18 protein-coding genes are annotated in these 20,174 nt (G+C 72.7%); 4 read left to right on the top strand and 14 right to left on the bottom strand.

The genetic code is table 11. From position 1 onward, the window contains the following. Nucleotides 1-14: 14 nt before the first annotated feature. Both E6R62_RS21825 and E6R62_RS21820 read right to left on the bottom strand, forming a co-directional pair. Nucleotides 15-281 (bottom strand): bacterioferritin-associated ferredoxin, encoded by a 267-nt coding sequence (locus E6R62_RS21825; RefSeq protein ID WP_136215200.1) that lies wholly within the window; start codon nucleotides 279-281, stop codon nucleotides 15-17. Nucleotides 282-427: 146 nt separating this feature from the next. Further along, nucleotides 428-1,783, bottom strand: coding sequence for a class II 3-deoxy-7-phosphoheptulonate synthase (locus tag E6R62_RS21820; protein WP_136215199.1), 1,356 nt, complete (start codon nucleotides 1,781-1,783; stop codon nucleotides 428-430). 290 nt (nucleotides 1,784-2,073) lie between these two features. On the opposite strand from E6R62_RS21820, the gene E6R62_RS21815 reads away from it, so the two are divergent. Next, entirely contained in the window at nucleotides 2,074-3,957 is a 1,884-nt protein-coding gene (locus tag E6R62_RS21815) for an anthranilate synthase family protein (RefSeq protein ID WP_136215198.1), read from the top strand. 35 nt (nucleotides 3,958-3,992) lie between these two features. Here E6R62_RS21815 and E6R62_RS21810 read toward each other — a convergent pair whose 3' ends face one another. The 5 genes from E6R62_RS21810 to E6R62_RS21790 all read right to left on the bottom strand — a co-directional run bounded on the left by E6R62_RS21810 (nucleotide 3,993) and on the right by E6R62_RS21790 (nucleotide 8,964). Then, nucleotides 3,993-4,988 (bottom strand): 2-hydroxyacid dehydrogenase, encoded by a 996-nt coding sequence (locus tag E6R62_RS21810; RefSeq protein ID WP_136215197.1) that lies wholly within the window; start codon nucleotides 4,986-4,988, stop codon nucleotides 3,993-3,995. Between the two features lie 82 nt (nucleotides 4,989-5,070). Then, nucleotides 5,071-6,099, bottom strand: a complete 1,029-nt coding sequence (locus E6R62_RS21805) for a 6-phosphofructokinase (RefSeq protein WP_136215196.1) — start codon at nucleotides 6,097-6,099, stop codon at nucleotides 5,071-5,073. 181 nt (nucleotides 6,100-6,280) lie between these two features. Then, entirely contained in the window at nucleotides 6,281-6,925 is a 645-nt protein-coding gene (locus tag E6R62_RS21800) for a response regulator transcription factor (protein ID WP_136215277.1), read from the bottom strand. An 86-nt stretch (nucleotides 6,926-7,011) separates the two neighbouring features. Next, the gene (gene macS, locus E6R62_RS21795; RefSeq protein WP_168714129.1) at nucleotides 7,012-8,223 is read right to left on the bottom strand and encodes a MacS family sensor histidine kinase; all 1,212 of its coding nucleotides are present in this window, start codon (nucleotides 8,221-8,223) and stop codon (nucleotides 7,012-7,014) included. Nucleotides 8,224-8,265: 42 nt separating this feature from the next. Next, nucleotides 8,266-8,964, bottom strand: a complete 699-nt coding sequence (locus E6R62_RS21790; RefSeq protein WP_136215276.1) for a 1-acyl-sn-glycerol-3-phosphate acyltransferase — start codon at nucleotides 8,962-8,964, stop codon at nucleotides 8,266-8,268. Between the two features lie 162 nt (nucleotides 8,965-9,126). Between E6R62_RS21790 and E6R62_RS21785 the strand changes: the two genes are divergently transcribed. Both E6R62_RS21785 and E6R62_RS21780 read left to right on the top strand, forming a co-directional pair. Beyond that, nucleotides 9,127-9,906, top strand: coding sequence for a carboxylesterase (locus tag E6R62_RS21785; RefSeq protein WP_136215194.1), 780 nt, complete (start codon nucleotides 9,127-9,129; stop codon nucleotides 9,904-9,906). Continuing rightward, nucleotides 9,899-10,444 (top strand): hypothetical protein, encoded by a 546-nt coding sequence (locus E6R62_RS21780; protein ID WP_240801806.1) that lies wholly within the window; start codon nucleotides 9,899-9,901, stop codon nucleotides 10,442-10,444. Before E6R62_RS21785 ends, E6R62_RS21780 begins: the two co-directional genes overlap by 8 nt. A 779-nt stretch (nucleotides 10,445-11,223) precedes the next feature. Here the strand turns inward: E6R62_RS21780 and E6R62_RS21775 are convergent. The 6 genes from E6R62_RS21775 to E6R62_RS21750 all read right to left on the bottom strand — a co-directional run bounded on the left by E6R62_RS21775 (nucleotide 11,224) and on the right by E6R62_RS21750 (nucleotide 16,504). Next, entirely contained in the window at nucleotides 11,224-11,994 is a 771-nt protein-coding gene (locus E6R62_RS21775; RefSeq protein ID WP_136215192.1) for an endonuclease/exonuclease/phosphatase family protein, read from the bottom strand. Between the two features lie 70 nt (nucleotides 11,995-12,064). Then, nucleotides 12,065-13,006, bottom strand: a complete 942-nt coding sequence (locus E6R62_RS21770) for an ROK family glucokinase (protein ID WP_136215191.1) — start codon at nucleotides 13,004-13,006, stop codon at nucleotides 12,065-12,067. Nucleotides 13,007-13,068: 62 nt separating this feature from the next. Beyond that, nucleotides 13,069-13,542, bottom strand: coding sequence for a DUF5304 domain-containing protein (locus tag E6R62_RS21765; RefSeq protein ID WP_136215190.1), 474 nt, complete (start codon nucleotides 13,540-13,542; stop codon nucleotides 13,069-13,071). Nucleotides 13,543-13,618: 76 nt separating this feature from the next. Further along, the gene (locus E6R62_RS21760) at nucleotides 13,619-14,776 is read right to left on the bottom strand and encodes an ArsA family ATPase (protein WP_136215275.1); all 1,158 of its coding nucleotides are present in this window, start codon (nucleotides 14,774-14,776) and stop codon (nucleotides 13,619-13,621) included. A 382-nt stretch (nucleotides 14,777-15,158) separates the two neighbouring features. Then, a complete protein-coding gene (locus E6R62_RS21755; protein WP_136215189.1) occupies nucleotides 15,159-15,599 on the bottom strand; it encodes an SRPBCC family protein in 441 nt (146 codons plus the stop codon). Nucleotides 15,600-15,721: 122 nt separating this feature from the next. Next, nucleotides 15,722-16,504 (bottom strand): metallophosphoesterase, encoded by a 783-nt coding sequence (locus tag E6R62_RS21750; RefSeq protein ID WP_136215188.1) that lies wholly within the window; start codon nucleotides 16,502-16,504, stop codon nucleotides 15,722-15,724. Between the two features lie 229 nt (nucleotides 16,505-16,733). Between E6R62_RS21750 and E6R62_RS21745 the strand changes: the two genes are divergently transcribed. Continuing rightward, a complete protein-coding gene (locus tag E6R62_RS21745; protein ID WP_136215187.1) occupies nucleotides 16,734-18,530 on the top strand; it encodes a long-chain fatty acid--CoA ligase in 1,797 nt (598 codons plus the stop codon). Nucleotides 18,531-18,549: 19 nt separating this feature from the next. On the opposite strand, the gene E6R62_RS21740 is transcribed toward E6R62_RS21745, so the two are convergent. Continuing rightward, nucleotides 18,550-20,166, bottom strand: coding sequence for a GMC oxidoreductase (locus E6R62_RS21740; protein ID WP_240801805.1), 1,617 nt, complete (start codon nucleotides 20,164-20,166; stop codon nucleotides 18,550-18,552). Nucleotides 20,167-20,174: the final 8 nt, after the last annotated feature.

Here is a 20,174-nt window from a genome sequence, read left to right as displayed (position 1 = left end):
TCAGGCCGGTGCGATCAGGCCGCGTCCGCCAGCGCGGGCTCGGCGACCGGAGCGGGCTCGGCGGCGAGCACGGCCGCCGTACGGCCCCTCTCCAGCAGCTCGCGGCGCGGGCACGCGCCGCGACCGAGGAGGCCCTGGATGGTCCGTACGCACGACCCGCAGTCGGTGCCGGCCTTGGTGGCCGAGGCGATCTGGCGGGGGGTGCAGGCCCCGGCTTCCGCGTGTTCCTTGACCTGCTTGTCGGTGATCCCGAAGCACGAGCAGACGTACACGCGGTTCACCTCCTGGGAGTGGGGCCGGGTCGGACGAGCCACTCCGATTCGGTGAGGCTTACCTAACCGTACCTAAGGTGAGGGTCCCCTGAAAGACCCGGATACGACAGTGGGGCGCGGATCACATCGATCCGCGCCCCACCGTCACGAGCCGCTTACTGGTCGCGGTACATCTCGGCGACGAGGAATGCCAGGTCCAGGGACTGGCTGCGGTTGAGCCGCGGGTCGCAGGCCGTCTCGTAGCGCTGGTGCAGGTCGTCGACGAAGATCTCGTCGCCGCCGCCCACGCACTCGGTGACGTCGTCACCGGTGAGCTCGACGTGGATGCCGCCCGGGTGGGTGCCCAGCGCCTTGTGGACCTCGAAGAAGCCCTTGACCTCGTCGAGCACGTCGTCGAAACGACGGGTCTTGTGGCCGGAGGCCGCCTCGAAGGTGTTGCCGTGCATCGGGTCGGTGACCCAGGCCACCGTCGCGCCCGAGGCCGTGACCTTCTCGACCAGCTCGGGGAGCTTGTCGCGGACCTTGTCGGCGCCCATGCGGACGACGAAGGTCAGCCGGCCCGGCTCGCGCTCGGGGTCCAGCCGGTCGATGTAGGTCAGCGCCTCGTCCACGGTGGTGGTAGGGCCGAGCTTGATGCCGATCGGGTTGGCGATCCGCGAGCAGAACTCGATGTGCGCGTGGTCCAGCTGGCGGGTGCGCTCACCGATCCAGACCATGTGACCGGAGGTGTCGTACAGCTTGCCGGTCCGCGAGTCGGTGCGGGTCAGCGCACCCTCGTAGTCGAGGAGCAGCGCCTCGTGGGAGGCGTAGAACTCCACCGCCTTGAACTCCGCCGGGTCGGTGCCACAGGCCTTCATGAAGTTCAGCGCGTTGTCGATCTCCCGCGCGAGCTGCTCGTAGCGCTGCCCGGACGGGGAGTTCCTCACGAAGTCCTGGTTCCAGGCGTGCACCTGGCGCAGGTCGGCGTAACCACCGGTGGTGAAGGCGCGCACCAGGTTCAGCGTCGACGCGGACGCGTGGTACATGCGCTTGAGCCGCTCGGGGTCCGGGATCCGGGCCTCTTCGGTGAAGGCGAAGCCGTTGACGGAGTCACCGCGGTAGGTCGGCAGGGTGACGCCGTCGCGGGTCTCGGTGTCCTTGGAGCGCGGCTTGGAGTACTGGCCGGCGATACGGCCGACCTTGACGACGGGCACGGAGGCCGCGTACGTCAGCACGGCGCTCATCTGGAGCAGCGTCTTGAGCTTGGCGCGGATGTGGTCGGCGGATACGGCGTCGAAGGCCTCGGCACAGTCGCCACCCTGGAGCAGGAACGCCTCGCCCTTGGCGACGGCTCCCAGACGGGCGCGCAGCTGGTCGCACTCACCCGCGAAAACGAGGGGCGGATACGACTCGAGGTCCGCGACGACAGCGCGCAGTGCCTCGGCATCGGGGTACGAAGGCTGCTGCGCCGCGGGAAGGTCTCGCCAGGTCGCCTTGACGGCGGGGGCGTGGTTTTCAGCGTTCACGGTCACCTCGTACACATTACGTCGTCACACGGGACGTCCAGCCCGATGCCCACTTGCTGAGACGGGTGTCTCCGGATATGGGGGACGCGGTCCGGAGGCTTCGCCTCCGGCAGGGCGTGGGCTAGGGTCGGCGGCATGTACGCGCACTCGAACCAGAACTGGTGGTGGCCCGCTCCCGGCGGCCCACTCCTCTCGCGTACGTAAGACGACACGAGCGACACGAAGGCCGCCCCGAGGGGCGGCCTTCCGTGTTTTCCGACGCGGGCCGCCCCTCCCTCCGGAAGGACGCCCACCCCATGACCACGGACCTCAGCCGCCTGCTGGACGAGTCCTGCCCGCCGTTCGCCCTGCTGCGCCGCCGGACCCCCGGCCGGGACCACGACACCGTCGAGGTGCTGCTCGGCCCGATCCACGAGGCCCGTCGCCTCGCGGATCTCCCCGTACGGGACCTGCCGACCCTCGCCCTGGTGCCCTTCCGGCAGATCCGCGAGCGCGGGTTCGACGTGCGCGACGACGGGACCCCGCTGAGCGTGCTGGTCGCCGAGGAGGCCCACGAGATCCCGCTGGCCGAGGCGCTGGCCGCGCTGCCCGACCACGCGGTGCGCGTCGAGGGCGGCGGCTTCGACGTCCCCGACGAGGAGTACGCCGCCACCGTGGAGCGCGTGATCCGGGACGAGATCGGGCGCGGTGAGGGCGCGAACTTCGTCATCCGGCGCACCTTCGAGGGCCGGATCGACGGCTTCGGGCGCGCCGACGCCCTGGCCCTGTTCCGCAGGCTGCTGCTGGGCGAGCGGGGCGCGTACTGGACGTACGTGGTCCACACCGGGGAGCGCACCCTGGTCGGCGCGAGCCCGGAGGTGCACGTCCGGATGTCCGGCGGAACGGTCGTGATGAACCCGATCAGCGGGACGTACCGGTACCCGGCCGAGGGGCCCACGGCCGAGTCCCTCCTCGCCTTCCTCGGCGACCGCAAGGAGACCGAGGAGCTGTCGATGGTGGTCGACGAGGAACTGAAGATGATGTGCACGGTCGGCGACATGGGCGGTGTGGTCGTCGGGCCCCGGCTCAAGGAGATGGCCCACCTCGCGCACACCGAGTACGAGTTGCGCGGGCGGTCCTCGCTGGACGTGCGGGAGGTGCTGCGGGAGACGATGTTCGCGGCGACCGTGACCGGCTCGCCCGTGCAGAACGCCTGCCGGGTGATCGAGCGGTACGAGAGCGGCGGCCGCGGCTACTACGCGGGAGCCCTCGCGCTGCTGGGCCGGGACGGGACCGGCGCGCAGACGCTGGACTCCCCCATCCTGATCCGCACCGCCGACATCGCGCCGGACGGGACCCTGCGCGTGCCGGTCGGCGCGACGTTGGTGCGGCACTCCGACCCGGCGGCCGAGGTGGCCGAGACCCACGCCAAGGCGGCCGGTGTGCTGGCCGCGCTGGGCGTCCGCCCGGCCGCTCCCCGTCGGGTGGCCGCCGTGGCGGGCCTGGGCTCCGACCCGCGGGTCCAGGCGGCCCTCGCCGCCCGGCGGCACGACCTGGCGCCGTTCTGGCTGCGGATGCAGGACCGGCCGGCGGGTGCCTCGGGCCACGCGCTGGTGGTGGACGGGGAGGACACCTTCACCGCCATGCTCGCCCACGTCCTGAGGGTGACCGGGCTGGAGGTGAGCGTGCGCCGCTTCGACGATCCGGGCCTGCGGGCGGCCGCCCTGGCCTGGGAGGGCCCGGTCGTGCTGGGCCCGGGGCCGGGGAACCCGGCGGACGCGGCCGACCCGAGGATGCGGATGCTGCGGGCGCTGGCGGCGGACCTGCTGGCCGGGCACCGGGGCGGCCTGCTCGGGGTCTGCCTGGGCCACGAGCTGCTCGCCGCCGAGCTCGGGCTGCCGCTGGTGCGCAAGGCGGAGCCGGCGCAGGGTGCGCAGACGCGGATCGATCTGTTCGGGGCGCGGGAGGTGGTCGGGTTCTACAACACGTACACGGCGCACTGCTCGGCGCGGGACGCCGAACGGCTGGCGGCGCGCGGGGTCGAGGTCGCCCGGGACCCGGCGAGCGGTGAGGTGCACGCCCTGCGCTCGGCGGCGGGCTTCGCGGGGGTCCAGTTCCACCCGGAGTCGGTCCTGACGCTGCGCGGCGCGCGGCTGCTGGGCGACCTGCTGGCGTCCGTCCGCGCGGGCGCCCCGGCGTAGGCCGTCGGGGCGGGGGCCCGGGAGGGCGCGGTCCCCTACCCGGCGGGCGACAGGGTGTTCCCGGAGCGGCGGCCGGCGAGGTAGTCGGCCACGTTGGCGACCGTCGCGCCGATGATCTGCCCGACCGCGTCGTGCGTGTAGTACGCCTGGTGGGAGGTGACCACCACGTGCGGGAAGGTGATCAGGCGGGCAAGCGTGTCGTCCTCCAGGGCCTCCAGGGACTTGTCCGGGAAGAACACGCCGGCCTCCGCCTCGTAGACGTCGAGTCCCACCCCCGCGAAGCGCCCGTCGCGCAGTTCGTCGACCAGCGCCTCGGTGTCCACCAGGCCGCCCCGGCTCGAATTGACCAGGATCGCGTCGTCCTTCATCAGTCGCAGGGCCGCGCCGTCGACGATGTGGTGCGTGGCGTCGACGAGTGGCAGGTGCAGGCTGATCAGGTCGGAGGCGACGAACAGTTCGTCCTTGTCGACATAGCGCATGCCCAGCTCCACGCAGGCGGGGTTGGGCGCCACGTCCCAGCCCAGCAGGTTCATCCCGAAGCCGTGCGCGATCCGGGTGAAGGCCTCGCCGATCCTGCCGGTGCCGAGCACGCCGACGGTGCGGCCCCGCATGTCGCGGCCCATCAGCCCGTCCAGTCGGAAGTCGAAGTCCCGTGTCCGGTTCGACGCGCGCACGATCCGCCGGTTCACGGCCATGGCGAGGGCCCAGGCGAACTCGGCCACCGAGTAGGGCGAGTAGGAGGACACCCGGCTGACCGTGAGACCGAGCTCCCGGGCGGCCTCCAGGTCGATGTTGTCGAAGCCGGTGGAGCGCTGGGCGATCATCCTGGTCCCGCTGGCGGCCAGGGCCCGTAGGACCCGTCCGCCGAGGTCGGCGTTGACGCTGGTGGAGACGATCTCGTAGCCGCCGGCGATGGGGGCGGTGTCCTCGGTCAGGAAGACGTCCAGACAGCGCACGTCGTGATGGCCGGCGAACGCCTTCTCCATCAGCGGCCTCTCGTCGGCCGGCACCCCGAATGCCAGGATCTCCACGTTCGCTCCCGCCGCGCCCGGAAAAGACGGATCATGGGTCGTTCGCCACGATACGACCCATGATCCGCGGGTGCCCCGCGGCTCAGCCGAAGAACACTTCGGCCTCCGCGTACAGCGCCGGGTCCACCGTCTTGAGCTTGGAGGTGGCCTCGATGATCGGGACCCGGACGATGTCGGTCCCCTTGAGCGCGACCATCTTGCCGAAGTCGCCGTCCCGCACCGCGTCGATGGCGTGCAGCCCGAACCGGGTGGCCAGCCAGCGGTCGAAGGCGCTGGGCGTGCCGCCCCGCTGGACGTGCCCGAGCACCGTCGTACGGGCCTCCTTGCCGGTCCGCGCCTCGATCTCCTTGGCCAGCCACTCGCCGACGCCCGACAGCCGGACGTGGCCGAAGGAGTCCTTGGTGGCGTCCTTGAGGACCATGTCGCCGTCCTTGGGCATGGCGCCTTCGGCGACGACGACGATCGGCGCGTAGCTCGACGTGAAGCGGGAGGTCACCCAGGCGCACACCTTGTCCATGTCGAAGCGCTGCTCGGGGATGAGGATGACGTTGGCCCCGCCCGCCAGGCCCGAGTGCAGGGCGATCCAGCCGGCGTGACGCCCCATGACCTCGACGACCAGCACCCGCATGTGGGACTCGGCCGTGGTGTGGAGCCGGTCGATGGCCTCGGTGGCGATGCCGACGGCGGTGTCGAAGCCGAAGGTGTAGTCGGTGGCCGACAGGTCGTTGTCGATGGTCTTCGGGACGCCGACGCACGGAACGCCGTACTCCTCGAACAGTCGCGCGGCCACGCCCAGCGTGTCCTCGCCGCCGATCGCGACGAGCGCCTCGACCTCGTACTTGGCGAGGTTCTCCTTGATCCGCCGGACCCCGTGCTCCTGCTTGAACGGGTTGGTGCGCGAGGAGCCGAGGATGGTGCCGCCGCGCGGCAGGATGCCCCGTACCGCGGCGATGTCGAGCGGGACGGTGTCCCCCTCGACCGGCCCCCGCCAGCCGTCCTTGAAGCCGACGAACCGGTAACCGTACTCCTGCACGCCCTTGCGCACGACACCCCGGATGACCGCGTTGAGGCCAGGGCAGTCGCCGCCGCCCGTCAGCACTCCGACCTTCATGGAATTTCCCTTCGCCACAGGGCCCGGCGGTGGCGCGGGGCCCGCATGACGGTCACGCTAGTGGTGACTCAGGTCACAGCAAGGGACCCGGAGGGGTCAATTCCGGCTGAATCAAGGGGCATTGCGTACGCCCGTTCACTCGTACGAGGACATGCGTACGACGTACGGGGACCGATCGCGGTCACGCGTCGTCGAGGCCGCGTTCTATGGCGTAGCGGACGAGCTCCACCCGGTTGTGCAACTGGAGCTTGCCCAGGGTGTTCTGCACGTGGTTCTGGACCGTGCGGTGCGAGATGACCAGCCGCTCCGCGATCTGCTTGTAGGACAGCCCCTTGGCGACCAGCCGCAGCACCTCGGTCTCGCGATCGGTGAGCCGCGGGGCCTTGGGCTCGTCGGCCGCGACCGGTGCCGGGTCGGTGGCCAGGCGCCGGTACTCGCCGAGGACCAGGCCCGCCAGCCCCGGGGTGAAGACCGGGTCCCCGGCCGCGGTGCGGCGCACCGCGTCGATCAGCTCTTGGGCTCCGGCGGACTTCAACAGGTAGCCCGTCGCACCGGACTTCACGGCCTCCAGCACGTCGGCGTGCTCACCGCTGGCGGACAGGACCAGGACGCGCAGCGCCGGATCGGCGCCGACCAGCTCCTTGCACACCTGAACCCCCGGCATGCCCGGCAGGTTGAGGTCGAGGACCAGGACGTGCGGGGCGGCCGGGACGGCCCGACGGACCGCCTCGGGGCCGTCCCCGGCGGTGGCGACGACGTCGAAGCCGGCGGCGGCCAGGTCGCGGGCGACCGCGTCGCGCCACATGGGGTGGTCGTCGACCACCATCACCCTGATCGCCCCGAGCGCACCGGGGCCGGCGGGATCGTGGTGCTCATCGGGCTTGCCCGGCTCGTTGGGCTCGTCGGATCGCGTCATCGGGTTCTCCCCCTCGGTACTTTCAATTCCACTTCGGTTCCCTGTCCGGGGACGGACACCAGCTCGGCGGTGCCGCCGAGATCCCGCAGCCGGCCCCGGATCGACAACGCCACGCCCATCCGGCCCTCGCCCTCCGCCTGGTCGAGCCGGCCGGCCGGGATGCCGGGGCCGTCGTCCCGGACGGTGACGATCACCTCGTCCCCCCAGTCCTCGACCAGGATCCAGGCCCGGGCGCCCTCCCCGGCGTGCTTGCGCACGTTGTCGAGGGCCGCGCCGACCGCCGCCGCCAACTCCCGGGCGGCGGGCACCGGCAACGGCACCGGGCCGCCCGGCTCGGCGAAGCTCACCCGGGAGCCGGCGTGCGGGGCGAGCAGCGTCCGCAGGTCCAACTCCCCCTCCTCGTCGCCGGACTCCTCGGCCTCGTAGGCGTCCACGAAGGCGCCCAGCGAGTGGTCCCGGGAGACCCGGGACGCGGGCACCAGCCCACTGGAGACCAGGGTGCGCAGCGCCACCTCCTGTTCCCCGGCCATCCTGCCGAGTTCGGCCGCCTCGCCGCCCAGTTCGCAACCGCGCCGCTGGACCATGGCGAGCACCTGGAGGACCCCGTCGTGGATGTCGCGGGCGAGGCGCTCGCGCTCGCGGGTCGCGGCCTCGATCTCCAGCGCGCGGGCGAGGGTGGCCTCGCTGGCGCGGGCGACCTCGACGACGTAGCCGATGGCGATGGAGGCGACCCACACCAGCAGCACGTTGTGCAGGGTGTCCCGGGTCGGGTCGCCGCCGTGGATGACGATGTTGGCGACGGCGACGGGTGTGGAGGCGAAACCGGCCCAGCGCCAACCGCCCTTGAGGGCGAAGGCGAGCACGGAGCCGGCCGTCCAGATGCTGGGGAGGGTGGGGCCGCCGGCGCCGATCCGCTGGTGGGTGTCGGCGATCGGGGTGAGCAGGATGCCGGCGAGCGCGACGGTGAGGTCGGCGCCGAGGAACCGCTTGGTGCAGCGGGCGGCGCTCGCGACGTCGCGGTAGGTGGCCACGGTCCAGACGGCGAGCACGGCGAGATAGCCGACGGCGACGACCGGGCGGTCGAACTCCCTGTAGGCGGAGGCGAACAGGAGCACCGCGTAGACCATGGTGAGGAGCCGGTAGACCGTCAGGGCACGCCACAGCGGCTGCTCGACCGACATGCGTACGACGCGCTCGCGTTCCGCCATCTCCCCCACCCCCGCGCGCGGGCGCCGGGGCCCCGCCCGTTCCTACTCCTTGACCGCCTTGGCGGCCTTCTCCGCGTCGGCGATCTGCCGTTTGGCGGCCGTCGCGTAGATGTCCACGTACTCCTGGCCGGAAAGCTTCATGATCTCGTACATGACCTCGTCGGTCACCGAGCGGAGGATGAAGCGGTCGCTCTCCATGCCGTGGTAGCGGCTGAAGTCGAGCGGCTTGCCGATCCGGATGCCCGGGCGCATCAGCTTGGGCACCACCTTGCCGGGCGGCTGGATCTTCTCCGTGTCGATCATCGCCACCGGGATCACCGGGGCGCCGGTCGCGAGCGCGACCCGGGCCAGCCCGCCGGGCTTGCCGCGGTAGAGGCGGCCGTCGGGTGAACGGGTCCCCTCGGGGTAGATACCGAACAGCTCCCCGCGCTCGATGACCTCGATGCCGCTCTTGATGGCGGCCTCGCCGGCCCCGCGCGCGCCGGAGCGGTCCACCGGGAGCTGGCCGACGCCCTTGAAGAACGCGGCCGTCAGCTTGCCCTTGACGCCGGGGGAGGTGAAGTACTCCGCCTTCGCGATGAAGGTCACCTTTCGGTCCAGCACGGCCGGCAGGAAGAACGAGTCGGAGAAGGACAGGTGGTTGCTCGCGAGGATCGCCGGCCCCTCCGCGGGAATGTTCTCGAGGCCCTCCACCCACGGCCTGAAGGCGAGCTTCAGTGAACCGCCGATGGAGAACTTCATAGCGCCGTAGATCAACTCGAAAGCCTTCCTGTGTCTGTCGAACAGACCTTAACCCCTGGCCGCCGCAGGAGCGGCCCGACGACCCTGGTCGGTGCCGGCGCGGTCGCGTACGGTGAAGTCACACAGCGCTACGTACCCCCCGCCCTTTCGAAGGAGTCCCTGGTGCCCGTCCTCCTTGGAGCAGAGCCGTTCCGCCACGACGGCGGGCCGGTCGGTGTGCTTCTCTGCCACGGCTTCACCGGTTCCCCGCAGTCGCTCCGGCCCTGGGCCGAGTACCTGGCCGAGCGGGGCCTGACGGTGTCGCTGCCGCTGCTGCCCGGGCACGGCACGCGCTGGCAGGACATGCAGCTCACGGGCTGGCAGGACTGGTACGCCGAGGTGGACCGCGCGCTGCGGGAGCTGCTCGAACGGTGCGAGCAGGTGTTCGTGTTCGGGCTGTCGATGGGCGGGGCGCTGAGCCTGCGGCTGGCGGCGAAGCACGGCGAGGCGATCAGCGGGCTCGTGCTGGTCAACCCCGCCAACAAGGTGCACGACCCCTTGGCCTTCGCCCTTCCCGTGGCGCAGCACTTCATCCGCTCGGCCCCCGGTATCGCGAGCGACATCGCCAAGCCCGGGTCGGTGGAGGTCGGGTACGACCGGGTGCCGACGCGGGCCGCGCACTCCGTGCGCCGGTTCTTCCGGCTGGTCGACGCCGAACTGCCGCAGGTGACCCAGCCGGTGCTGCTGCTGCACAGCCCGCAGGACCATGTCGTACCGCCCGCGGACTCGGCGCGCATCCTGGCCCGCATCTCGTCCACGGACGTGACGGAGACCCTGCTGGAACAGAGCTACCACGTCGCGACGTTGGACCACGACGCGGAGCGGATCTTCGCGGACAGTTATGCGTTCGTCGGGCGGCTCTCGAAGAGCGTCGGGCGGGAGGGGGCGGCCAGCGGTGGCTGAGCACGAGGAGTCGTCCGGGGGTGTGCCCCCGTTGGACGAGGAGGCGGCGTGGGCGGCGATCGTCGCCGGGTACGGGCAGGAACCGCCGGACCCGCCGGGGTCCAGACCCTTCCGCCCCATCGAGAACCTGATGTTGCCGGAGGAGGACGTCCAGCCGGAGCCCCGTCCCGAGAAGCCCCTGGGCGGCTCGGTGGTCTTCGCCCCGGGGGTGTCCCTGACCCCGGCGCCGGGTCCGGGTCCCCGCGACCACACCCCGGCGGAGTCGCGGGACGACGACGGCGACGGCGACGGCGGGGACCACTTCGTCCCCCCGGAGCCGGAGCTGCCGCCGGCGGACACCACGGCGAAGTTCGCCTGGCTGGCGGTGGTGGGCGGCCCGGTACTGCTGCTGCTGGCGGTGCTGCTGCAGTGGGAGATGACGTGGTGGCTGACGACGCTCGGCATCGGCGGCTTCCTGGGCGGCTTCGCGACGCTGGTGGCGCGTATGGCCCACGATGACGACGACGAGGACGACCCGGGCCGCGGCGCGGTCGTCTGACCCCCTTCGTGACGCGCCGCTCCCTTCTTGACGCGCCGCTCGCGCGTCTCGGCGCCGGGGCGCCTTGCCGGCTTCGCACCGCTGCGGCGAAGCCAGTCCGCCGTGGGCGGAACCGGAGGGCCCCCACCCGGCCCGCCCCGGCGGCCTCCCCGGCCGCGGTGAACCCCGTCCGTCGTGCGCGGGGCCGGCCCGCGCCTCGACCGCCGGCGGCTGATCCGCCCGGCGGCCACCCGGCCGCCCGTCCACCGGGCCGGCGCGCCCCACCCGGCCCGGCCCCGGCGGGCCTCCCCGGCCGCGACGGCCGTATCCAGCCCCGCCGGCGGTCGAGGCACGGGGTCCGGGGCGGAGCCCCACAGAGCCCGGCGGAGCCGGGGGCCCTTGCACCGCGGCGCCGCATTGTCCAACGCCCGCGAGGGCGCACTCGGGCGCGGCGCCGCGCGGTCTAGACGGCGACGCGCTGCGACGCGAGGGCCGCGCCCTCGTCCAGCCGGGCGGACGGCCCGGCGGACACACCCAGCCCACCGGCGATCGAGGCACGGGCCCGCGGCGGAGCCCAATAGAACCCGGCGGAGCCGGAGGCGCTTACGCCGTGGCGCCCCACGTCCCGGCCGCCCGCAAACGCCGGCCACATCCACACCCCCGCCCGGCGGACGCACCCAGCCCGCCGGCGATCGAGGCGCAGGGTCCCCGGCGGAGCAGGGCCGGTGCCGGGGAGCGTGCCCCGGTGGACCGAGTTCGCCGCAGCGGCGCGAAGCCGCCGAAGCCGTGCGCGGGGCGCGTCAGGAAGGGGGGCGGAGGCGGAGGGCCGCCAGGACCGGGAAGTGGTCCGTGGCGGCGTCGAGGTCGGGCGGCACCACGCCCGGCAGGTCCCGCGGGACACCGCAGCCCAGCACCTCCACCCCCCGCGAAGCGAACACCGCGTCGATGCGCCGCGGCGGCCCGGATCGCGTGAACGTGTGCTCCCCGCCCCACGGCGCCACCGCCCAGCCGTCCTGCATCTGCGACGCCAGCCGCCCGAACGCCGGCCCGTCCGGGGTCTCGTTCACATCTCCCGCCACGATCGCGTACGGCGTGTCCATCGACCGCACCCGCTCCAGCAGCAGCTCCGCCTGCGCCGCCCGCTCACGCGCGTTCAGCGACAGGTGGGTGCTCACCACCCCCACCCGCACCGCCGGCCCGAACCGCACGACGGCCGTCGCGAGGCCCCGCCGGTGCAGCCCCGGCGTCAACGGCAGCAGGACGTCCTCGGTCCGCTCCACGAACGCCCGCAGCGAGCACAGCAGCAACGGCCCGGCGGCGCTCCCGCCCCCGCTCAGCACCACCAGGTCACACTTCGAGGCCAACCGCGCCGCGTGCTTGCGCCACCGGAAGAACAGCGGCGCCTCCTGCACGAACACCAGGTCCGGCTCGCACGCCCGGATCACCCGCACCAGCGCTTCCTCGTCGTCACGCAGCGAGCGGACGTTGTAACTGAGCACCCGGATGACGGCGGAACCGTCGGGCTCCGTAAGGGACTTCGGCAGCGTGGCCGACAGCGATGGCAGCTCCATACCGTCCCACCCTACGCAGCTGCCCGCCGCTCCCCCAGGGGGCGCGGCGGGCAGCGGGCGTCGATCGTGATCACCCCTGGCGGGCAAGGTCCGCCGCACCGACCAGTCCGGCCTTGCCGCCGAGCTGCGCGGCCAGCACCTGCGCGTGCGGACGCCACGCGCCGCCGATCAGCCAGCGCTTGAAGGACTTGCGGATCGGGTCGAGGACGAGGTCTCCCTCGTCGGACACCCCGCCGCCGACGATGAACGCCGACGGGTCGAACAGCGACGCCAGGTCTGCCAGCCCGGCCCCGGCCCAGCGGGCCAGCTCGCGGAAGGAGTCGACAGCCACCGGGCAACCCTGCCGGGCCGCCTCGCTGATGTGCTTGCCCTCGATGCCGTCGGGGGTGCCGTCGCCGAGCCCGAGCAGGATCGTCGCGTTCTCGGGCGTGGCCTTGGCACGCTGCTTCGCGTACCGGACGAGCGCGCGCCCGGAGGCGTACTGCTCCCAGCAGCCCTGGCTCCCGCACCCGCACAGCAGGCCGTCCGGGACGACCCGGATGTGCCCGAACTCGGCGGCGACGCCGAAGCGCCCGCGCCGGAGCTTGTTGCCGATGATGATGCCGCCGCCGAGGCCGGTGCCGAGGGTGATGCAGATGACGTCGTCGTGGCCCTGGCCGGCCCCGAAGCGGTACTCGCCCCAGGCCGCGCAGTTCGCGTCGTTCTCGACGACGACGGGAAGGCCGATGCGCTGCTCGACCTTGTCCTTCAGCGGCTCGTGCCGCCAGTTGATGTTGGGGGCGAAGAGTACGGTGGCGCGCTTGTCGTCCACGTACCCGGCTGCGCCGATGCCCACCGCGTCGATGGTGTGGTTGCTGCCGACCGCGGACACCGCGGTGCAGATCGCGTCCGTCACGCCGTCCGGAGTCGGCGGGGTGGGCACCTTGTACGTCTCAAGGATGGTGCCCTCTTCGTCGACCACGCCGGCCGCGATCTTCGTGCCGCCGATGTCGACGCCGATGGTGAGTCCCATTAGTCCCTCGGTTTCCGGTCAAGCCCCGCCACGGCCAACCGTACCCGAGCCCCGGCGGAGGTTCAGTCGAGATCGATCCGCTCGGCGGGCCCGGTGCCGGGTTCCTCGTCGCCGTCGTGGCGGGCGGCGTCCTCGGCGCGCGGCGGCGTGGGCGTCGGCCGTTCCCGCGTCCAGCGGCGCTCGTGGCCCTCGACGGCGGAACGGTAGGCGGCGAGCAGCTCGGAGCCGGCGGCCGCGAGGTGGTCGAAGACCTCGGGGTTGCGCTCGACCACGGGCTTGACGGCTGTCTTGGCCTGGTCGACGAACTGGCGCACGGCGCCCTGGGCGGCGCCGCCGAGCAGCGGGTTGTTCAGGGAGGAGACCTTGTCGGCGACGGCTTCGAACAGCTTGAGGAGTTCCTCGGCGGCGGTGCCGGTCCCGCCGCCGGCGGCGGCGCCCCGCTCCGCGCGGAGGCGCTCCTTCTCGGCCGCGAGGTCCTCGGCGCAGGCCTTGGCCCAGGCGTCGTCGTCGGTGGGGCGGTCGGTGGCCTCGCTCATGGCGGACACTCCTGCGGCGGCTGCGATACGTGCGGTACGGGCTACCTTCGACGGTACCCGAACGGCGGTACGGGAATCAGCGCGCGCGGGGCCACAGCTGCGGGTCCGGGGTGAACCGGACGCGGAGCACGCCGTCCGTGAGGGCGGCGCCCGAGACGGTGCAGCGGCGCAGCGCGGACGGCAGCGGAACGATCCTGCGGTAGGGCCCGGCCGCCAGGAGCAGCTCGTCGCCGCGCCGCACCAGGTCCAGGTCCGCCTTGCGGGCGCCGGGCAGCGGGATCGCCCACACGAGTACGCCGTCCTCGGCGCGCCGGTCCTCGACGGCCCACTCCGGGCGGGGCGCGGGCGCCGCGGGGGCGAGTCCGGGCGCGGAGGCGGCGAGCCGGGCCGTGTCCTCGGGGCCCTCCGGGTCGCGTCCCAGGTGCGGGAGCGGGATCACGGGGAGTTCGGCGGCCCACTGGGCGGCGTATTTCTCCCGCTGGGCGACGAGTCCGGCCGGCCAGGGTTCGGCGGAGTCCCGGGGCAGGGCCCGGTTGGCGACGAGGCTCCCGGCCGCCAGCCGGTGCAGGGCGAGCCCGAGTCGGCCGGCGCGCAGCGCGGCGTCGGCCCGGGGGCCGGGCTCGGCGACGAGGCGCACCTCGGTGGTCGGGGCCTCGACGACGGCTTGGACGGCGGCGAGTTCCTCGTCCCAGCGCGCGGCGGCCTCGTAGAGCCACTGGGCGGGCATCGGGACGCCGGCGAGCTGGGCGAGTACGGGGCGCAGGGCGCGGGCGGCCTGCCGTTCGGCGGGCAGCAGCCGGGCCAGGTAGTGGCGGAGCTGCGCAGGGAGGGCGAGGGTGGACACCGCCTGGTGCAGCGGGGGCATGTCCACGACGACCAGATCGGTGTCGGGGGCCGCGGCGGCCCGCCGCAGGGCACGGAGCAGCGCGAACTGCTCGGCGCCGGGCAGTTCGGTGAGTTCTTCGGCGCCGAGGGGACGGCTGCCGAGCATGCCGAGGAGGGCGGCGCCGCGTTCCTGGAGGGCGACGAGTTCGGTCCGGAACTCCTCGCCGGAGTCGATGCGCGCGACGCGCAACCCGGGCACGTCCCGGCCGATCAGCGCGCCGAGCGGGTCGCCGGGGTCGCCGGAGAGCAGCAGTACGCGCCGCCCGTCCCGCGCGGCGGCGAGCGCGGTGGCGGCGGCCACGGTGGTCCGCCCGGCGCCACCGGGTCCGGTGACGAGCAGGGTGTGCATGCTGCGGTGCTCCTCGATGCGGTACGGATCGCTCACGGCCCCGGCCGCTGCCGAGCCGCGCCGGCGTACCGGCCGGGCGGCTGGGACCGGGGCGGGCCGGGCACCTGTTCCCGAAGCCTACGGGCACCACCGCGCCGTCCCTGGAGCCGGTGCGAGCCGCCCGCCCCGAACCGCCGCGCGATCCCTCGCCACGACGGGCCACGGAACCCGTCCGCGCGGACCCCCGTGCCGCCGGGACCACGGGACCGGGGCGGCGACGGCCGGCGGCAACGCCCCCGGGGGCGCCGGCCGGCGGCTGCCGCGCGCTCACGCCGGACGACGGCGCCTGCCGGCAGCCGGTGGTGGCTCCGGGCACCGTGGCGCGGGCGGGACCCAGGTGGGTTCAGGCGGATTCGACCCGCTTCTTCAGGCCGGCCAGGGCGCGGTCGATGATGACCTTCTCCGCCTTGCGCTTGATCATGCCCAGCATCGGGATCTTGACGTCCACCGTCAGCTGGTAGGTCACCTCGGTGTGCTTGCCGCCCTGCACCGGGGTCAGCTTGTAGGAGCCGTCCAGCTGTCGCAGCATCTGCGACTTGTCCAGCGTCCAGCTGACCTCGTCCGCGCCCTTCCAGGTGTACGCCAGCGTGTGGTCGTCCTTGATCGCCCCGGCGTCCAGCAACAGCCGGACCTTCTGCGCGCGGCCTTCGGCGTCGGTCGCCAGCACCTCCGCCTCCTTCACCTCACCGGTCCACTCCGGGTAGCGGGCGAAGTCGGCGATCACGGCCATGACGTCGGCCGGGGCCGCCTCGATCGTGATGCTCGAGCTGGTGTGTTCCGCCATCGCGGTCGCTCCTCCGGGGAGTTCGACAAGTGTGTGGGGCCTCCGGCCGCCGGGTGAAGGCTACCGCGCGTGCGGACCCGGCCACTCCAGCGCCTCCCCCGGGACGACTTCGCACCGGCGGCTCACCACTCCAGCGCCCACGGCGTCCCCGTCGCGGCGAAATGGCCGACGTTCACGCATTCCGTGGCCCCGATCCGCATCCGCCGGGCCAGTGGCTGGTGGACGTGCCCGAAGAGCGCGTATCGCGGCCGGACCCGTCGGATCGCCGCCAACAGGGCCTCGCTGCCCCGCTCGAACCGCCGGGCCACCGTGTCGTAGCAGAGCTCCGGCACCTCCGGCGGGATGTGCGAGCACAGCACGTCCACCTCGCCCAGCGCCTCGACCTTGGCCGCGTACTCCTCGACGCCCACCTCGTACGGCGTTCGCATCGGCGTCGGCAGCCCGCCGCCCACGAAGCCGAAGACCCGGCCCGCGATCTCCACCCGCTGGCCGTCCAGCACGGTCGTGCCCGGTCCGGCGTACTCCGTCCACAGCCCCGGGATGTCGACGTTGCCGTAGGTGGCGTACGTCGGGCTCGGGAACGCGGCGAACATGTCCGCGTACTGACGCCGGACGGCGCCCTCGATGAGCCGCTCCCGGTCCAGCCCGGCCCACAACTCCCGGCCGAGGTCGCGGGCCTCCGCGAAGCGACGCTGCGTGCGCAGCTCCACGATCCGGTGGGCGTTCTCGACGCCGAACAGGTCGGGGAAGATGCCGCGCGAGTGGTCGGCGTAGTCCAGGAACAGGACGAGGTCGCCGAGGCAGATCAGCGCGTCGGCGCCCTCCCCGGCCCGCGCGAGCGCCTCGGTGTTGCCGTGGACGTCGCTGACGACGTGGACTCGCGTACGACTCTTCCTGCCACCCATGCAGCCACCCTAGGGGCGCCCGGGCCGCTCGGGTAGAGGCCGCCCGACAAGTGGCCGGACCTGCGGTTACTTCCGAGTCGTCAACGGGGTGGACTAGTGTCGGCAGGGGACCGCCGCGTCGTGTGACGCAGGGAACATCTGGCCGGTTCCCTCTATCGTGAACCCACTACCGGTGGGTAACGTCCGGTCGGTCCACACGGTGGCGATGGCGCCCAGAGGAGCAGCAGTCTTGCGCGAGTTCAGCCTTCCGGCCCTGTACGAGGTCCCGTCGGACGGGAACCTGACGGATCTCATCCGCCGCAATGCCGCCCAGCATCCCGACACCGCCGTCATGAGCCGCAAGGTCGACGGCCGGTGGCAGGACGTCACGGCCACCGAGTTCCTCGCCGAGGTCCGCGCCGCGGCCAAGGGCCTGATCGCGGCCGGTGTCACGCCCGGCGAGCGCGTCGCCCTGATCTCCCGCACCCGCTACGAGTGGGTGCTTTTCGACTTCGCCATCTGGAGCGCGGGGGCCATCACCGTCCCCGTGTACGAGACCAGCTCGCCCGAGCAGATCCAGTGGATCCTCGGGGACTCCGGCGCCGCCGCGGTGATCACCGAGAGCCCGGGGCACAGCGCCACCGTGGCCGCCCTGCGTGACCGGCTCCCGGAGCTGCGCGAGGTCTGGGAGATCGAGCAGGGCGCCTTCGAGACGCTGAAGGCGGCGGGGGCGGAGGTCTCCGACGACGAGGTCGACCGTCGCGGCTCGCTCGCCAACGCCGACGACACGGCCACCATCGTCTACACCTCCGGCACCACCGGCCGCCCCAAGGGCTGCGTGCTGACCCACCGCAACTTCTTCGCGGAGTGCGGCAACGTCGTGGAGCGCCTCAGCCCCCTGTTCCGCACCGGCGAGTGCTCCGTGCTGCTCTTCCTGCCGGCGGCGCACGTCTTCGGGCGCCTGGTGGAGGTGGCGTCCGTGCTGGCGCCGATCCGCCTGGGCTGCGTCCCGGACATCAAGAACCTCACCGACGAGCTGGCGTCCTTCAAGCCGACACTGATCCTCGGGGTGCCGCGCGTCTTCGAGAAGGTCTACAACTCGGCGCGCGCCAAGGCCCAGGCCGACGGCAAGGGCAAGATCTTCGACGCGGCCGCCGAGACGGCCATCGCCTACAGCCGCGCCCTGGACGCCCCGGGCGGGCCGTCCCTCGGGCTGCGCCTGAAGCACAAGCTCTTCACCAAGCTGGTCTACAGCAAGCTGCACACCGTCCTCGGCGGGCGCGGCGAGTACGCGATCTCCGGCGGCGCCCCGCTGGGCGAGCGACTCGGCCACTTCTTCCGCGGCATCGGCTTCACGGTCCTGGAGGGCTACGGCCTGACCGAGTCCTGTGCGGCCACGGCCTTCAACCCCTGGGACCGGACGAAGATCGGTACGGTCGGCCAGCCGCTGCCCGGCTCCGTGGTGCGCATCGCCGACGACGGCGAGGTGCTGGTGCACGGCGAGCACGTCTTCACGGGCTACTGGAACAACGAGGCGGCTACCGCCGAGGCGCTGTCCGACGGCTGGTTCCACACCGGCGACGTCGGCACCCTCGACGAGGACGGCTACCTCGCGATCACCGGCCGCAAGAAGGAGCTCATCGTCACCGCCGGCGGCAAGAACGTCGCGCCCGCGGTGATCGAGGACCGCATCCGCGCCCACGCGCTGGTCGCGGAGTGCATGGTGGTCGGCGACGCGAGGCCGTTCGTGGCCGCGCTGGTCACCATCGACGAGGAGTTCCTGGGCCGGTGGGCCGCGGAGCACGGCAAGCCGGCCGGGGTGACGGCGGCGGAGCTGCGCGAGGACGCGGACCTCATCGCCGCCGTCCAGCAGGCCGTGGACGACGGCAACGCGGCGGTGTCCAAGGCGGAGTCGGTGCGCAAGTTCCGTATCCTCGCCTCCCAGTTCACGGAGGAGTCGGGTCACATCACGCCGTCGCTCAAGCTCAAGCGCAACGTGGTGGCGAAGGACTTCGCCGACGAGATCGACGCCCTGTACCGGGGTTAGGTCCTGCGCCGCGGGGCGCTCACCGCGGGTCCTCCGCCAGGATCCGCGCCATGTTCCGCTCGGCGAGGGCGGTGATGGTGACGAACGGGTTGACTCCGAGCGAGCCCGGGATCAGTGAGCCGTCGACGACGTACAGCCCCCGGTAGCCCTTGGCGCGACCGTAGTCGTCGGTCGCCTCGCCCAGGACGCAGCCGCCGAGCGGGTGGTAGGTGAAGTCGTCGGCGAAGGCCCTGTTGTCGCCGAACAGGTCGTAGCGGTAGATCGTGAAGTTGGCCCGGTTCACCTGGTCGAAGAGGTTCTTGGCGGCGGCGACGGACGGGGCGTTCTGGTCCCGGGTCCAGTTCAGCCGCGCCGAGTCGGTGGCCGCGTCGTACGTGAAGCGGCCGCGTTCCGGGTTCTTGGTGATGGCCAGGTACATCGAGATCCAGTGCTCGAACCCCATGGGAAGCGGGGCGATCTCGGCGAAGACGGGGTTGGCCGCGTTGTCCCAGTCGTCGATGCCGAGGGCGGGCATGGTGGCCTGGTTCGCGCCGACGGTGTCCCAGAGGTGGTTGGCGCGGGCGGTCATGACGTTGCCGTTGTGGCCCCAGCCCAGTCCGACCCGCTCCCCCAGCGCGGGCAGCGTCCCCGTCTCGCGGGCACGCAACAGGATCTCGGTGGTGCCGAGGCTGCCCGCGCCCAGGAAGAGCTGGGCGCAGCCGAGTTCCCGGGTCCGGGTGACCCGGCCGGTGAGGTCGATGGTGCGTACGGTCAACACGTACCCGCCGGAGGGGTCCTGGCGTACGCCGACCACCCGCTGGAGGGTCTCGATGGTGACGTTGCCGGTGCCGAGGGCGGCGGCGAGGTAGGTCTTGTCGAGGCTCTTCTTGCCGTGGTTGTTGCCGTAGATGACCTCGCCGGCCAGGGCGGATCTGGTGGCGGTGCCGGCCGCCTCGCGCTGCATGTAGGCGAAGTCGTACACGTTGGGCACGAAAGTGGTCTTGAGTCCGGCGTTGTGGGCGTGTTTGCGGGAGATCCGGGCGAAGCGGTACCACTCGGTGGACTCGAACCAGGCGGGGTCGATGTCGCCCACGCCCAGCATGGCGCGGGCGCGGGGGTAGTAGGTGCCGTACATCTCGTCGGCGTCGACACGCGGCAGGACCTCGGTGAAGTAGGACCGGCGGGGCGTGGGCGACATGCCGCCGTTGACGAGCGAGCCGCCGCCCACGCCGCGCCCGACGTACACGGACATGCCGTCGTAGTTCACCCGGTCCAGGACGCCGGGATAGGGGTCGATGTCGCGGTTGACCACGTCGAGCCAGAGGAACTGCGCGAGCGGGGCCTCGGTGCGGTTGCGGAACCACATGGAGCGCTGGTCGGGGGCGGAGGTGGAGGGGAACACCTTCCCGTCGGGTCCGGGCGTGTCCCAGAGCCGCCCCATTTCGAGGACGACGGTCCGCACACCGGCCTGCCCGAGGCGCAGGGCGGCGACGGCGGCCCCGTAGCCGGACCCGACGACGATGGCGGGGGCGTACTGGGCGGCGGGCGGCTCGACGGCGGCGGCCGAGGAGAGTCCGATCCGGGTGAACCCGAGGACGGCGGCGGTCTGGAGGGCGCCGATCCCGAGGAGTTGACGGCGCGTCAGGTTGGGTGTCATGGGCGCAT

Source organism: Streptomyces sp. A1136 (genome assembly GCF_004795055.1).
Lineage (GTDB): Bacteria > Actinomycetota > Actinomycetes > Streptomycetales > Streptomycetaceae > Streptomyces.
This window is presented reverse-complemented; position numbering and strand designations above follow the sequence as displayed.

Excerpts from the sequence above, each read along its gene's own strand:
- E6R62_RS21815 (WP_136215198.1), top strand. The coding sequence starts at position 2,074 with ATGACCACGGACCTCAGCCGCCTGCTGGACGAGTCCTGCCCGCCGTTC.
- E6R62_RS21805 (WP_136215196.1), bottom strand. The coding sequence starts at position 6,099 with ATGAAGGTCGGAGTGCTGACGGGCGGCGGCGACTGCCCTGGCCTCAAC.
- E6R62_RS21800 (WP_136215277.1), bottom strand. The coding sequence starts at position 6,925 with ATGGTGGTCGACGACCACCCCATGTGGCGCGACGCGGTCGCCCGCGAC.
- macS (WP_168714129.1), bottom strand. The coding sequence starts at position 8,223 with ATGGCGGAACGCGAGCGCGTCGTACGCATGTCGGTCGAGCAGCCGCTG.
- E6R62_RS21790 (WP_136215276.1), bottom strand. The coding sequence starts at position 8,964 with ATGAAGTTCTCCATCGGCGGTTCACTGAAGCTCGCCTTCAGGCCGTGG.
- E6R62_RS21775 (WP_136215192.1), bottom strand. The coding sequence starts at position 11,994 with ATGGAGCTGCCATCGCTGTCGGCCACGCTGCCGAAGTCCCTTACGGAG.
- E6R62_RS21770 (WP_136215191.1), bottom strand. The coding sequence starts at position 13,006 with ATGGGACTCACCATCGGCGTCGACATCGGCGGCACGAAGATCGCGGCC.
- E6R62_RS21765 (WP_136215190.1), bottom strand. The coding sequence starts at position 13,542 with ATGAGCGAGGCCACCGACCGCCCCACCGACGACGACGCCTGGGCCAAG.
- E6R62_RS21760 (WP_136215275.1), bottom strand. The coding sequence starts at position 14,776 with ATGCACACCCTGCTCGTCACCGGACCCGGTGGCGCCGGGCGGACCACC.
- E6R62_RS21755 (WP_136215189.1), bottom strand. The coding sequence starts at position 15,599 with ATGGCGGAACACACCAGCTCGAGCATCACGATCGAGGCGGCCCCGGCC.
- E6R62_RS21750 (WP_136215188.1), bottom strand. The coding sequence starts at position 16,504 with ATGGGTGGCAGGAAGAGTCGTACGCGAGTCCACGTCGTCAGCGACGTC.
- E6R62_RS21740 (WP_240801805.1), bottom strand. The coding sequence starts at position 20,166 with ATGACACCCAACCTGACGCGCCGTCAACTCCTCGGGATCGGCGCCCTC.